At 54.3% G+C, this 14,911-nt stretch carries 8 protein-coding genes; 3 read left to right on the plus strand and 5 right to left on the minus strand.

Annotated elements, in window-relative coordinates; genetic code table 11:
* Window positions 1–130: 130 nt before the first annotated feature.
* Complete coding sequence (acnB, locus tag C2U53_RS04285) at window positions 131–2,728, minus strand: bifunctional aconitate hydratase 2/2-methylisocitrate dehydratase (RefSeq protein WP_042997908.1); 2,598 nt, start codon at window positions 2,726–2,728, stop codon at window positions 131–133.
* A gap of 398 nt (window positions 2,729–3,126) precedes the next feature.
* Here acnB and C2U53_RS04295 point away from each other — a divergent pair, with 398 nt between their 5' ends.
* The gene (locus C2U53_RS04295) at window positions 3,127–4,779 is read left to right on the plus strand and encodes a DUF3300 domain-containing protein (RefSeq protein WP_104445660.1); all 1,653 of its coding nucleotides are present in this window, start codon (window positions 3,127–3,129) and stop codon (window positions 4,777–4,779) included.
* A 12-nt stretch (window positions 4,780–4,791) separates the two neighbouring features.
* Window positions 4,792–5,583: a DUF2950 family protein gene (locus C2U53_RS04300; protein WP_044267424.1), complete on the plus strand. Its 792-nt coding sequence runs from the start codon at window positions 4,792–4,794 to the stop codon at window positions 5,581–5,583.
* Window positions 5,584–5,638: 55 nt separating this feature from the next.
* On the opposite strand, the gene lpdA is transcribed toward C2U53_RS04300, so the two are convergent.
* The 4 genes from lpdA to pdhR all read right to left on the minus strand — a co-directional run bounded on the left by lpdA (window position 5,639) and on the right by pdhR (window position 12,898).
* Window positions 5,639–7,066 (minus strand): dihydrolipoyl dehydrogenase, encoded by a 1,428-nt coding sequence (gene lpdA, locus C2U53_RS04305; RefSeq protein WP_042997911.1) that lies wholly within the window; start codon window positions 7,064–7,066, stop codon window positions 5,639–5,641.
* A gap of 199 nt (window positions 7,067–7,265) precedes the next feature.
* Window positions 7,266–9,167, minus strand: a complete 1,902-nt coding sequence (gene aceF / locus C2U53_RS04310; RefSeq protein WP_104445661.1) for a pyruvate dehydrogenase complex dihydrolipoyllysine-residue acetyltransferase — start codon at window positions 9,165–9,167, stop codon at window positions 7,266–7,268.
* A 14-nt stretch (window positions 9,168–9,181) separates the two neighbouring features.
* A complete protein-coding gene (gene aceE / locus C2U53_RS04315) occupies window positions 9,182–11,845 on the minus strand; it encodes a pyruvate dehydrogenase (acetyl-transferring), homodimeric type (RefSeq protein WP_042997913.1) in 2,664 nt (887 codons plus the stop codon).
* Between the two features lie 288 nt (window positions 11,846–12,133).
* Complete coding sequence (gene pdhR / locus C2U53_RS04320) at window positions 12,134–12,898, minus strand: pyruvate dehydrogenase complex transcriptional repressor PdhR (RefSeq protein WP_042997914.1); 765 nt, start codon at window positions 12,896–12,898, stop codon at window positions 12,134–12,136.
* Between the two features lie 589 nt (window positions 12,899–13,487).
* Between pdhR and aroP the strand changes: the two genes are divergently transcribed.
* Window positions 13,488–14,861, plus strand: a complete 1,374-nt coding sequence (aroP, locus tag C2U53_RS04325; protein ID WP_086512694.1) for an aromatic amino acid transporter AroP — start codon at window positions 13,488–13,490, stop codon at window positions 14,859–14,861.
* The last annotated feature ends 50 nt before the right edge of the window (window positions 14,862–14,911 follow it).

Consider the following 14,911-nt stretch of genomic DNA (forward strand, 5'->3'; position numbering starts at 1 on the left):
CCTTGTCTTAATTATCGCAGCCTGGACGCAGAAAAAAAGCGGATCGCGTATAAGGAATGGAAATAAAAATGCCCGGAGAAGCACGCTTCACCGGGCATTGATGCGTTTTTACGCGAAAGGCGTTAGCGCATTACACGGCGGTCTGGAAAATCACACCGTCCGCTTTCTCAGTGTATTGAGAGAGCTGGTCAAAGTTCAGATAGCGGTAGGTGTCTACAGCGGTTTTATCCACCTGCGCCACATAGGTCTGGTACTCTTCCGGCGTCGGCAATTTACCGATCAGTGCCGCAACCGCCGCCAGCTCCGCAGACGCCAGGTAGACGTTCGCACCGGTACCTAAACGGTTCGGGAAGTTACGCGTAGAAGTCGATACCACCGTCGCGCCGTCTGCGACACGCGCCTGGTTACCCATGCACAGTGAACAGCCCGGGATTTCAATACGCGCACCGCTCTTACCAAAGACGCTGTAGTAGCCCTCTTCGGTCAGCTGTGCCGCATCCATACGGGTTGGCGGCGCCACCCACAGACGCGTCGGCAACTGGCCTTTGTGCGCATCCAGCAGCTTGCCGGCCGCACGGAAGTGACCAATGTTGGTCATGCAGGAACCAATGAACACTTCGTCGATTTTATCGCCCTGAACATCAGAGAGCAGACGCGCATCGTCCGGATCGTTCGGTGCACAAAGGATAGGCTCTTTGATATCCGCCAGATCGATGTCGATCACCGCCGCGTACTCTGCGTCAGCATCGGCTTCCAGCAGTTGCGGATCGGCCAGCCATTTTTCCATCCCCTGAATACGACGTTCCAGCGTACGACGGTCGCCGTAGCCTTCTGCGATCATCCACTTCAGCAGAACGATGTTGGAGGTCAGGTATTCCACGATCGGCTCTTTGTTCAGCTTGATGGTGCAACCTGCCGCAGAACGCTCGGCGGATGCATCGGTCAGCTCAAACGCCTGCTCGACTTTCAGATCCGGCAGACCTTCGATTTCGAGAATACGACCAGAGAAGATGTTCTTCTTGCCTTTTTTCTCAACGGTCAGCAGACCCTGTTTGATCGCATACAGCGGAATGGCGTGTACCAGATCGCGCAGGGTAATACCCGGCTGCATTTTGCCTTTGAAGCGCACCAGCACCGATTCCGGCATATCCAGCGGCATCACGCCGGTCGCCGCAGCAAACGCCACCAGGCCCGAGCCCGCCGGGAAGGAGATACCAATCGGGAAACGGGTATGGGAGTCACCACCCGTACCGACGGTATCCGGCAACAGCATACGGTTCAGCCAGGAGTGGATCACGCCATCACCCGGACGCAGCGAAACACCGCCGCGGTTCATAATAAAGTCAGGCAGCGTGTGGTGCGTGGTGACGTCAACCGGCTTCGGATAGGCGGCGGTGTGACAGAAAGACTGCATCACCAGGTCCGCAGAGAAGCCCAGGCACGCCAGGTCCTTCAGTTCGTCACGGGTCATCGGGCCAGTGGTATCCTGAGAACCTACGGAGGTCATCTTCGGCTCGCAGTACGCACCCGGACGGATACCGGCTACGCCGCACGCACGACCCACCATTTTCTGCGCCAGCGAGTAACCACGGCTGCTTTCCGCCACATCTTTCGCCTGACGGAAAACGTCTGAGTGCGGCAGACCCAGCGCTTCACGCGCTTTGGTGGTCAGACCGCGACCGATGATCAGCGGGATACGGCCACCGGCACGCACTTCATCAATCAGCACGTCAGTTTTCAGTTCAAAGCTTGCCAGCAGTTCGCCGGTTTCATGGTTACGTACTTCCCCTTTGAACGGGTAAACGTCAATCACATCACCCATGTTCAGGTTTGACACATCCACTTCGATCGGCAGTGCGCCTGCATCTTCCATGGTGTTGAAGAAGATAGGGGCGATTTTACCGCCGAGGCACAGACCGCCGCCGCGCTTGTTCGGCACGTGCGGAATGTCGTCGCCCATGAACCACAGCACGGAGTTGGTGGCGGATTTACGTGAAGAACCGGTCCCGACGACGTCACCGACGTAAGCCAGCGGGTAACCTTTACTTGCCAGGGCTTCGATCTGTTTGATTGGGCCAACGACACCCGGCTGATCCGGCTCAATGCCTTCACGGGCGTTTTTCAGCATCGCTAACGCGTGCAGCGGGATATCCGGACGAGACCACGCATCAGGTGCCGGAGACAGGTCATCGGTATTGGTTTCACCGGTGACTTTGAAAACGGTGACAGTCATTTTTTCAGCCAGCGGCGGACGGCTCAGGAACCATTCGGCCTCCGCCCAGGACTGCATCACCTGCTTCGCATATTCGTTCCCTGCTTTGGCTTTTTCTTCTACGTCATAGAAGTTATCGAACATCAGCAGCGTATGGGAGAGCGCTTTGGCGGCAATCGGCGCCAGTTTTGCATCGTCCAGAGCGTCAATCAGCGGATGAATGTTGTAACCACCCTGCATGGTGCCGAGCAGTTCAATCGCTTTTTCAGGCGTAATCAGTGGGGAAGTCGTTTCGCCTTTCGCGACGGCAGCGAGGAAACTGGCTTTGACATAGGCGGCTTCATCGACGCCCGGGGGAACACGGTTGATCAACAGGTCTAACAGGAATTCTTCTTCGCCCGCAGGCGGTGCTTTCAGCAGCTCAACGAGCGCGGCCATTTGGGTTGCATCTAAGGGTTTGGGCACAATCCCCTCGGCGGCACGTTCTGCTACGTGCTTACGGTATTCTTCTAGCACGACGGTTCTCCTCGCTCTCATTGTCATAGTGCGGCGCTTTATCGATGGGCGATTCTCTTCACGCTCCTGTGAGACAGCAGTTTGTAGGGTAAATGCCCGGTACCGCAATGGGCAGAATAACAGGATTTTAGTGAGGTGTTAATCTGTTTACAAAAAAGCAACATAAAAAAGTGGCTGAATCGTTAAGGATGGTCTAATGCCCTTTTCGATTTCAGAAGCGGGAAATTTATCGCTGTTACGAATCGTCACACTATTTCGCATTCTTATAATCACTCTACTGTACCGATCCCAAGATTAGTCAAAAATTAAACTATCGTCTCTTTATACTCACGCAACACTGCACCTGCGGGTGGCAGCACTTCGACCATTGCGATTTCCAGGAAATCGGGAGTAAGAATATGACGTTGCCCTTTAAACCCCACGTGCTTGCGTTGTTCTGTAGCGCCGGACTACTCGCTGCTTCAGGCGTGCTGTATGTCAAAAGCCGCACACCGGAAGCCCCTACGCTGCCCACGCCCCCCATCGCTGCGCAACCGCTCGCGCCAGCCGAAGCGACTCCCGTTGCGAAAGTGAGCTTTACCACGGCGCAAATCGATCAATGGGTCGCGCCGATCGCCCTCTATCCGGACCCGCTGCTTTCGCAAGTTTTGATGGCCTCGACCTATCCGGCTAACGTCGTCCAGGCAGCACAATGGTCGCGCGATAATCCGACACGGCAAGGCGATACCGCCATTCAGGCTGTCGCAAACCAGCCGTGGGATCCCAGCGTGAAGTCGCTGGTCGCCTTTCCGCAACTCATGACGCTGATGGGGGAAAACACGGAGTGGGTGCAAAACCTCGGCGATGCGTTTCTGGCGCAACCGCAGGATGTGATGGACTCCGTGCAACGCTTGCGCTTACTGGCCCAGCAGACCGGCTCGCTGAAATCTACGCCGCAGCAGACAGTGACCAGCACGCCGAAAAAGAGCGTCGCGGCAGCCCCCTCAACCATCTCCTCCGCAACAAAATCCAGCGCCGTTTCCGCCGCCCCAGCCTCCACGGTAATTAAAATTGAACCTGCAGATCCGCAGGTGGTGTACGTCCCCAGCTATAATCCCGCTACGGTTTATGGCACCTGGCCCAACACCGCATACCCGCCGGTGTATCTCCCGCCTACGCCAGGCGAGCAGTTCGCTGGCAGTTTTGTTAAAGGGTTCGGCTACAGCCTGGGCGTCGCCACCACCTATGCGCTGTTCAGCAATATCGACTGGGATGACGACGATCATCACCACGATGACGATCACCATCATGATGACGATCATCACGACGGTCACGGTTATCAACACAATGGCGATAACATCAATATCAACGTCGATAACTTCAACCGCATCTCCGGACAGAATCTGAAAACACAGAACATAACCTGGCAGCACAACCCGGCCTGGCGCGGCGGCGTTCCGTATCAGAATGGCACGACTGCCCCGCGTTTCCACCCGACCGACGTCAGCGGCGGTCTCAGTGCTACACAGCAGCCTGCTGCGACGGCATCCCGCGACAGCCAGCGTCAGGCAGCGATGGCACAACTGCAACAGCGTCATCCGGATGCGTCTAAAGCGCTGGCTCAGCAACCGACAGCCACAACGCGTGATGCCCAGCGCAAAGCGGCCGCTCAACAGTTGAATCAGGTTGCCCAACGCAATAACTATCGCGGCTATGACGACAACAGCAACAACGCGCGTCGTCAGAATGCGCAACAGACCTTGAAACAATCGACTACGACAGCGCAACAACTGCATCGTGACGATCTCAGGGCCAAAGCGCAGCAACGCCCGATTTCACAACCGCAGCGGGAGACGGTACGTCAGCGCGTCGAATCCTCCTCGCCACAGCAGCGTCAGGCGTTTCAGCAAAACCATGCGAATGTATTTAGCGGTAACGACAGCCGTTCGCCGAACTGGCAATCGCAGCAGCAGCGCGGTCAGGAAAGCCGCCGTCTGAGTAACATCAGTAATGAGCAACGAGCCCACATGCGCGAACGCGCATCTGAACACCATGAATTTCGCCGTCGTTAACGGGAGCCGATAATGAAAAAAGTACTGTTAAGCACCCTGCTGCTCTCGCTTCCGTTAATGAGCTACGCCCAGCAGATGTTCGCCACGCCAGACGAGGCCGCCAGCTCTTTTGCCCGTGCAATTGCCGACAATAACGATGCGCAAATGACTACCCTGTTAGGCGATAACTGGCGACAGTTTTTGCCCCCTGAAGGCGCGGACCCCGAAGCCATTGCGCGCTTTAACCGCGACTGGAAAGTCAGCCACCAGATTGTGCAACAAGGTAACGTCGCTCACCTGAACGTCGGCCAGGAGAACTGGCAGTTGCCCATCCCCATCGTGAAGGCGAGTAAAGGCTGGCATTTTGATATGTCTGCCGCGCAGGATGAGATCCTCACGCGCACGATTGGCCGCAATGAACTCTCGGCGATACAGGCCATGCGTGCCTATGTCGACGCCCAGTATGACTACTGGCAGCGCAAACAAGCATTTGCCAGCCGAATTATCAGCCATGCAGGTCAACAGGACGGTCTCTACTGGCCGGTAAAACCAGGTGAAACGCCCAGTCCCTTAGGGCCGGCTTTCAGTCCTGAGTCACCTGGCGAAGGGTATCACGGCTATTATTTCCGCATTATTGCCAGCGATAACGCGAAAGGATTTGCGCTGCTTGCCTGGCCGGTGACCTGGGGCGAAACGGGTGTGATGAGCTTCATGGTAAGTCAGGACGACCGGGTGTATCAGACGAATTTAGGGGAAGATAGCGGGCTAAAAGCCATCGCCATAGAGAAATTTACGCCACACGAGCCGTGGAAGCCGGTGGAGTAGCAGGCATAAAAAAAGCGGCATTTACGCCGCTTTTTCGTTACCGGAAGGCTGAAGATTATTTCTTCTTCTTCGCTTTTGCGTTCGGCAGGTCAGTGATGCTACCTTCGAACACTTCTGCCGCCAGGCCCACGGACTCGTGCAGAGTCGGGTGCGCGTGGATGGTCAGCGCGATGTCTTCAGCGTCACAGCCCATTTCGATTGCCAGACCGATCTCACCCAGCAGCTCGCCGCCGTTGGTACCGACAATCGCACCACCGATGACGCGGTGAGTTTCTTTGTCGAAAATCAGTTTAGTCATACCGTCTGCGCAGTCGGAAGCGATAGCACGGCCAGAAGCAGCCCACGGGAAGGTGGCGGTTTCGTAGCTGATGCCTTTCTCTTTCGCTTCTTTCTCGGTCAGACCTACCCATGCCACTTCTGGTTCAGTGTAGGCAATGGATGGGATCACTTTCGGATCGAAGTAATGCTTCATGCCGGCGATAACTTCAGCGGCAACGTGACCTTCGTGAACCCCTTTGTGCGCCAGCATCGGCTGACCGACGATATCGCCGATAGCAAAGATGTGCGGCACGTTGGTGCGCAGCTGTTTGTCAACGCGGATGAAGCCACGATCGTCCACTTCCACGCCTGCTTTGCCAGCGTCGAGGTTTTTACCGTTCGGCACACGACCGATTGCCACCAGCACGGCGTCATAACGCTGCGCTTCAGCAGGGGCTTTTTTGCCTTCCATGGAAACGTAAATACCGTCTTCTTTCGCTTCAACGGCAGTCACTTTGGTTTCCAGCATCAGGTTGAATTTCTTGCTGATGCGTTTGGTGAAGACTTTAACGATATCTTTGTCCGCCGCCGGGATAACCTGGTCGAACATTTCAACCACGTCAATCTCTGAACCCAGCGCGTGGTACACAGTACCCATTTCCAGACCGATGATACCGCCACCCATGACCAGCAGACGCTTCGGTACGGATTTCAGTTCCAGGGCGTCGGTGGAATCCCACACGCGCGGATCTTCATGAGGAATGAACGGCAACTGGATCGGACGGGAACCCGCCGCGATAATCGCGTTGTCGAAGTTGATCACGGTTTTACCGTTCTCACCTTCCACTTCCAGGGTGTTCGCCCCGGTGAATTTACCCAGACCGGTAACCACTTTCACTTTACGGCCTTTCGCCATGCCAGCCAGACCGCCGGTCAGCTGAGTGATTACTTTTTCTTTCCAGGTACGAATCTTGTCGATATCGGTTTTCGGCTCGCCGAAGACGATACCGTGTTCTGCCAGCGCTTTGGCCTCTTCGATAACTTTGGCTACGTGCAGCAGTGCTTTAGAAGGGATACAGCCGACGTTCAGACAAACACCACCGAGGGTGCTGTAACGTTCAACGATTACGGTTTCCAGACCTAAATCAGCGCAACGGAAGGCTGCAGAGTAACCTGCGGGGCCTGCCCCAAGTACCACGACCTGAGTTTTGATTTCAGTACTCATCATGACCTCTTAATTTATTTCCGGCGATCCCTGGTCTTGTCGCCCATCGTCCACCGGGTCGTTCTATCCGTCCGTATTTTACAAAATTGTTAACAATTTTGAAACAACAAAACGGCAACGATTTATCTTTAGCACTAATAACCCCAAAACCATCATGAGATTACCAGAAAAAAGCCGGCCGTCGGGCCGGCTTTTTTGCTTACATCACCAGGCGGCGAATGTCAGACAGCATATTGTTAATGATGGTAATGAAACGCGCACCATCAGCACCGTCAATCACGCGGTGGTCGAAGGACAGAGAGATCGGCATCATCAGACGCGGTACGAACTCTTTACCATTCCACACTGGCTCCATCGCGGACTTGGAGACACCAAGGATCGCGACTTCAGGCGCGTTCACAATCGGTGCAAAGTGGGTCGTACCCAGGCCGCCGATGCTGGAGATGGTGAAGCAACCGCCCTGCATTTCGCCAGCCGTCAGCTTACCGTCACGCGCTTTCTTAGAGATAGCCGTCAGTTCACGAGACAGCTCGGTCACGCTCTTCTTGTTCACGTCTTTAAAGACCGGAACCACCAGACCATTCGGGGTATCTACCGCCACACCGATGTTGATGTATTTCTTCAGCGTCAGGCGCTGGCCGTCTTCGGACAAGGAGCTGTTGAAGCGTGGCATCTGTTCCAGAGCCGCAGCAACCGCTTTCATGATGAAGACCACTGGGGTGAATTTCACGTCCAGTTTGCGCTTCTCAGCCTCAGCGTTCTGCTGTTTACGGAACGCTTCCAGGTCGGTGATATCGGTTTTGTCGAAGTGGGTAACGTGCGGGATCATCACCCAGTTACGGCTCAGGTTAGCACCAGAGATTTTCTGAATGCGGCCCAGTTCCACTTCTTCGATTTCACCAAACTTGCTGAAGTCGACTTTCGGCCATGGCAGCATGCCCGGGATACCGCCACCTGCTGCGGCTGCCGGAGCAGCTTCCGCACGCTTGATAGCGTCTTTCACGTAAGCCTGAACGTCTTCGCGCAAGATACGACCTTTACGGCCTGTGCCCTTCACTTTCGCCAGGTTCACGCCGAACTCGCGCGCCAGACGGCGAATCAGTGGGGTCGCATGAACGTAAGCATCGTTCTCAGCAAACTCAGATTTGCCTTCAGCTTTTGCGGCCGGAGCAGCGGCAGCTGGCGCAGGTGCAGATGCAGATGCAGCGGCTGGAGCCGGTGCGGCAGCCTGCTGTGGCGCGGCAGCAGCAGGTGCTGCGCCTTCCACTTCGAAGACCATAATCAGAGAGCCGGTTTTCACTTTATCGCCGGTGCTGATCTTGATTTCTTTAACGGTACCCGCGAACGGCGCCGGCACTTCCATAGAAGCTTTGTCGCCTTCAACGGTGATCAGTGATTGCTCAGCGGCCACTTTATCGCCCACTTTCACCATCACTTCGGTCACTTCAACTTCGTCACCGCCGATATCCGGTACGTTAACGTCTTTCGCGCCAGTGGCTGCTGGTGCAGCAGCCGGGGCCGGAGCAGCGGCCTGTGCAGGCGCGGCAGCAGGTGCAGCACCCGCCACTTCGAAGACCATGATCAGGGAGCCGGTAGACACTTTGTCGCCGGTGTTGATCTTGATCTCTTTAACGGTACCGGCGAACGGCGCCGGCACTTCCATAGAAGCTTTGTCGCCTTCTACGGTGATCAGGGACTGTTCAGCGGCAACGGTATCGCCCACTTTGACCATGATCTCAGTCACTTCAACTTCGTCACCGCCGATGTCGGGTACATGGACGTCTTTCGCTGCTGCAACTGCAGGTGCTGCTGCCGGAGCGGCTTCTTTCTTCTCTTCTGCCGGAGCAGGTGCAGCGGCTGCTGCACCGTCAGCGGAATCGAAAATCATGATCAATTTGCCAGTCTCGGTTTTGTCGCCAACAGAGACTTTAATCTCTTTAACAACACCAGCCTGCGGAGACGGGACTTCCATAGAGGCTTTATCGCCTTCTACGGTGATCAGCGACTGTTCGGCTTCTACCTTGTCGCCTACTTTGACCAGGATCTCGGTGATTTCAACTTCATCTGCCCCGATGTCCGGTACTTTGATTTCGATAGCCATTATTCTTTTACCTCTTACGCCAGACGCGGGTTAACTTTTTCTGCATCGATGTTGAATTTGGTAATTGCATCCGCAACCACTTTCTTATCGATTTCGCCACGTTTAGCCAGTTCGCCCAGTGCCGCGACTACCACGTAGGAAGCATCCACTTCGAAGTGGTGACGCAGGTTTTCACGGCTGTCAGAGCGACCGAAACCGTCGGTACCCAGTACGCGATAATCATCAGCCGGTACATAAGTACGAACCTGTTCGGCAAACAGTTTCATATAGTCAGTTGATGCTACAGCCGGCGCGTCGTTCATCACCTGAGCGATGTACGGAACGCGCGGGGTTTCCAGTGGGTGCAGCATGTTCCAGCGTTCACAGTCCTGACCATCACGTGCCAGTTCGGTGAAGGAGGTGACGCTGTACACGTCAGAACCCACGCCGTAGTCTTTCGCCAGGATCTCTGCCGCTTCACGAACGTGACGCAGGATAGAACCGGAGCCCAGCAGCTGAACTTTACCTTTGCTACCTTCCAGGGTTTCGAGTTTGTAGATACCTTTACGGATACCTTCCTCAGCACCTTCCGGCATGGCTGGCATGTGGTAGTTTTCGTTCAGCGTGGTGATGTAGTAGTAAACGTTCTCTTGTTTTTCACCGTACATACGCTCCAGACCATCGTGCATGATGACTGCAACTTCGTAGGCGTAAGACGGATCGTAAGAGATACAGTTCGGGATAGTCAGAGACTGAATATGGCTGTGACCATCTTCGTGCTGCAGACCTTCACCGTTCAGCGTTGTACGACCAGACGTCCCGCCAATCAGGAAGCCACGCGCCTGTTGGTCACCTGCTGCCCAGCACAGGTCGCCGATACGCTGGAAACCGAACATGGAGTAGTAGATGTAGAACGGAATCATCGGCAGATCGTTGGTGCTATAGGAAGTCGCCGCGGCCAGCCAGGAAGACCCTGCGCCCAGCTCGTTGATCCCTTCCTGCAGAATCTGACCTTTCTCGTCTTCTTTGTAGTACGCAACCTGTTCACGGTCCTGCGGGGTGTACTGCTGGCCGTTCGGGCTGTAAATACCAATCTGACGGAACAGACCTTCCATACCGAAAGTACGCGCTTCGTCGGCGATGATCGGAACCAGACGATCTTTGATCGATTTGTTCTTCAGCATCACGTTCAGGGCACGAACGAAAGCGATGGTCGTAGAGATTTCTTTGTTCTGCTCTTCCAGCAGCGCGCCGAAGTCTTCCAGGGTCGGCAGTTCCAGCTTCTCAGTGAAGTTCGGCTGACGGCTCGGCAGGTAGCCGTGCAGCGCCTGGCGGCGTTCGTGCAGGTATTTGTGCTCTTCAGAACCTTCCGGGAAGGTAATGTAAGACAGTTTTTCAACCTGCTCGTCAGTAACCGGAACATTGAAACGGTCGCGAATGTAGCGCACGCCATCCATGTTCATTTTCTTCACCTGGTGAGCGATGTTTTTACCTTCGGCGGTGTCACCCATGCCATAACCTTTGATGGTATGGGCCAGGATGACGGTGGCTTTGCCTTTGGTTTCCTGCGCTTTTTTCAGTGCAGCGTAGACTTTCTTCGGATCGTGACCACCACGGTTCAGCGCCCAGATCTGCTCATCAGTCCAGTCGGCAACCAGTGCTGCGGTTTCCGGATATTTACCGAAGAAATGCTCACGAACGTATGCGCCATCTTTGGATTTGAAGGTCTGGTAGTCGCCGTCAACGGTTTCGTTCATCAGTTGGATCAGTTTACCGCTGGTGTCTTTACGCAGCAGCTCATCCCAACGACCGCCCCACATCACTTTGATTACGTTCCAGCCAGCACCTTCGAAGATACCTTCCAGCTCGTTAACGATTTTGCCGTTACCGGTGACCGGGCCGTCCAGACGCTGCAGGTTACAGTTGATGACGAAGACCAGGTTATCCAGTTTTTCACGGGTCGCAATGGTGATAGCACCCTTGGATTCCGGCTCGTCCATCTCACCGTCGCCGAGGAAAGCGTAAACGGTCTGTTTAGAGGTGTCTTTCAGGCCACGGTGTTCCAGATATTTCAGGAACTTAGCCTGATAGATCGCACCGATTGGGCCCAGACCCATAGAAACGGTCGGGAACTGCCAGAATTCTGGCATCAGTTTCGGGTGCGGGTAGGAAGACAGGCCATTGCCATGAACTTCCTGACGGAAATTGTCCATCTGCTCTTCAGTCAGACGGCCTTCCAGGAATGCACGTGCGTAAATGCCCGGGGAGATGTGGCCCTGGAAGTACACCAGGTCGCCGCCATCCTGCTCATTGCGGGCACGGAAGAAGTGGTTGAAGCACACATCGTACACGGTCGCAGAAGACTGGAAGGATGCCATGTGGCCGCCCAGCTCGAGGTCTTTTTTAGACGCACGCAGCACGGTCATGATGGCGTTCCAACGGATAGCAGAACGAATACGACGCTCCAGCTCCAGATTGCCCGGATATTCCGGCTCATCTTCAACGGCAATAGTGTTGATGTAATTGCTTGCCCCTGTACCTGCCGCTACTTTCACGCCGCCTTTGCGGGCTTCAGAAAGAAGCTGGTCAATCAGATACTGAGCGCGCTCAACACCTTCTTCACGGATGACCGATTCGATCGCCTGTAGCCAGTCGCGAGTTTCGATCGGATCCACGTCATTTGGGAAACGTTCTGACATGGGGGTATTCCTTATCTATCTAATACGTTGAGTTATCTGGAACCTGTCCCATTGCGCTCTTTGTTCTTCATTCTTCAGGTTGTCTCTTTGTTGGCTGCGCTTCCTTGCGCCAGTCACATAGTTCACTATGCTCCTGGCGACTCGCGCGCTTGCCGCTGCGATACAAGCCGAATTATTTTGAACAACTAAAAGTGCAATAAGACAGGTTCTGCGTTTAGTTGCCGCGCTTTTCATTCATTAGCGCTTGATTTACAACATCTTCTGGTTAACGAGCTACCAGAAAAATCACTAATTCTTTCGCTGCTCCAGACGACGTAAGGCGCGTTCACGACGGCTCTCCTCACGGCTGCGGTCGAGCAGTATCTCTTCGATAAATGCCAGATGGCGATGTGATGCTTCACGCGCCTCTTCTGGCTTACCGGCAATAATCGCTTCGAAAATACGGGTGCGGTGACCACTCACCAGCGGAAGCATCTCGCGACGCGAATAGAGCAACTCGAAGTTCTGACGTACGTTCTGGGCCAGCATGGGCTCCATACACCTTAGCAGATGAAGTAACACCACATTGTGCGCAGCTTCGGTGACAGCAATTTGATACTGGAGGACCGCATCGGACTCGGCATCGCGGTCACCCGACTCTTGCGCCAGTTCAATGGCATGATGCAATTCGCGAATACGTGTTTTGTCTTCATCCGTACTGCGCAACGCTGCGTAGTATGCAGCAATGCCTTCCAGCGCATGGCGCGTCTCAAGCAGGTCAAACTGGGATTCAGGATGGTCGGAGAGCAGTTCTACCAGTGGATCGCTAAAGCTCTGCCACAGGCTACTCTGAACAAAAGTGCCGCCGCCCTGGCGACGAAGCAGCAATCCCTTCGCTTCGAGACGTTGAATCGCCTCACGCAAAGAGGGACGGGAGACGTCGAACTGTTTCGCCAGTTCGCGTTCCGGTGGGAGTTTTTCGCCCGGGCGTAGTGTGCCCTCAAGAATCAAAAACTCCAGCTGTTGCTCAATCACATCGGATAATTTTGGTTGGCGGATTTTGCTGTAGGCCATGATGTCCTGTCTTAAGCCATTTGCCCGAAGTCAATTGGTCTTACCAATTTCATATCTGTGACGCTAAAGTAACAAAGTATTCACCTTATGTCCATACAGGTTTTGATTGAAATCAGTAAAGCAGGCACATTTTAACAACATCACAGAAATATCGTTTCAAACATGTAACTATGCACAAATGTTAAATTTACCACCCGCGAGGTAGTTTTAACCTTATTGAAACGAAGAAAAATCCTGGTTGAACCGATTCAGATGCATTTTTATGCATATTTTATGTATAGGTAATCACTTTATATCTTACAGAAGTGTTATCAGGGAATAAGAGGCGGGATAGACAACTGCTCTCTTTTTATTCAACTCGTCATCATCCATTCACAAAGCAGGTGCATTCCCTGCCACATACCATTATTCTGTTCCGGACAAAAGAGTTTCGGCGACATTTTAAAATTCATTGCTGTAAACATAATAATACAACAGACGGAATTGCAAACTTACACGCATCTCTGCGTAGGACAAATAATAATTACTCAAATTGCCCGGTCGCCGTCACGCGGCCGGGTACTGAAGGGTAAACCACTCACGAGGTTTCATGATGGACAGTCAGCAGCACGGCGAGCAGCTAAAGCGCGGCCTTAAGAACCGCCATATCCAGCTTATCGCGCTGGGCGGCGCGATAGGAACAGGCCTGTTCCTGGGAAGCGCCTCCGTAATTCAGTCCGCTGGCCCCGGTATTATTCTGGGTTATGCGATAGCCGGTTTTATTGCCTTCCTTATTATGCGTCAGTTGGGTGAAATGGTGGTTGAGGAGCCGGTCGCCGGTTCATTCAGTCACTTTGCCTACAAGTACTGGGGGAGTTTTGCGGGATTTGCATCGGGCTGGAACTATTGGGTGCTGTATGTGCTGGTTGCAATGGCGGAATTGACCGCCGTCGGCAAGTACATTCAGTTCTGGTGGCCGGAGATCCCCACCTGGGTTTCGGCAGCCGTTTTCTTTATTGCGATCAACGCCATCAACCTGACCAACGTAAAAGTGTTCGGTGAGATGGAGTTCTGGTTTGCGATCATCAAAGTCATCGCCGTGGTCGCGATGATCCTGTTCGGCGGCTGGCTGCTGTTCAGCGGCAACGGCGGCCCGCAGGCGACCGTGCGTAACCTGTGGGAACAGGGCGGCTTCCTGCCTCATGGCATGACCGGGCTGGTAATGATGATGGCGATCATCATGTTCTCTTTCGGCGGGCTCGAGCTGGTCGGTATCACCGCAGCTGAAGCCGATAACCCAGAGCAGAGCATTCCCAAAGCCACCAACCAGGTAATCTATCGTATTCTGATTTTCTATGTGGGTTCACTGGCCGTTCTGCTTTCCCTGCTGCCGTGGACGCGTGTCACCGCTGACACCAGCCCGTTTGTCCTAATCTTCCACGAGCTGGGCGATACCTTCGTGGCGAACGCGCTGAATATCGTGGTTCTGACGGCGGCACTGTCGGTATACAACAGTTGCGTTTACTGTAACAGCCGCATGCTGTTTGGTCTGGCGCAACAGGGTAACGCCCCGAAAATCCTGCTCACTATCGACAAACGCGGCGTGCCGGTGAATACCATCATCGTTTCGGCGCTGGTGACGGCGCTGTGCGTATTGATCAACTACATGGCGCCAGAATCCGCCTTCGGCCTGCTGATGGCGCTGGTGGTCTCCGCACTGGTGATCAACTGGGCGATGATCAGTCTGGCGCACATCAAATTCCGCCGAGCGAAGCAGCAACAGGGAGTGAAAACCCGCTTCCCGGCACTGTTCTACCCGCTGGGTAACTGGGTCTGTCTGGCCTTCATGGCGGCGGTGCTGGTAATTATGCTGATGACGCCGGGTATGGCGATTTCGGTTTACCTGATCCCGGTATGGCTGGTTGTTCTTGGCATCGGTTATCTGTGCAAACAGAAATCCGCGAAGACGGCGAAAGCCCATTAATTCCTTGAACCCTCACCCGTCATGGGTGAGGGTTGTTACCTGCCTCACAC

The organism is Citrobacter sp. CFNIH10 (assembly GCF_002934585.1).
GTDB lineage: Bacteria > Pseudomonadota > Gammaproteobacteria > Enterobacterales > Enterobacteriaceae > Citrobacter_A > Citrobacter_A amalonaticus.

Excerpts from the sequence above, each read along its gene's own strand:
- C2U53_RS04295 (WP_104445660.1), top strand. The coding sequence starts at position 3,127 with ATGACGTTGCCCTTTAAACCCCACGTGCTTGCGTTGTTCTGTAGCGCC.
- C2U53_RS04300 (WP_044267424.1), top strand. The coding sequence starts at position 4,792 with ATGAAAAAAGTACTGTTAAGCACCCTGCTGCTCTCGCTTCCGTTAATG.
- lpdA (WP_042997911.1), bottom strand. The coding sequence starts at position 7,066 with ATGAGTACTGAAATCAAAACTCAGGTCGTGGTACTTGGGGCAGGCCCC.
- aceF (WP_104445661.1), bottom strand. The coding sequence starts at position 9,167 with ATGGCTATCGAAATCAAAGTACCGGACATCGGGGCAGATGAAGTTGAA.
- aceE (WP_042997913.1), bottom strand. The coding sequence starts at position 11,845 with ATGTCAGAACGTTTCCCAAATGACGTGGATCCGATCGAAACTCGCGAC.
- pdhR (WP_042997914.1), bottom strand. The coding sequence starts at position 12,898 with ATGGCCTACAGCAAAATCCGCCAACCAAAATTATCCGATGTGATTGAG.
- aroP (WP_086512694.1), top strand. The coding sequence starts at position 13,488 with ATGATGGACAGTCAGCAGCACGGCGAGCAGCTAAAGCGCGGCCTTAAG.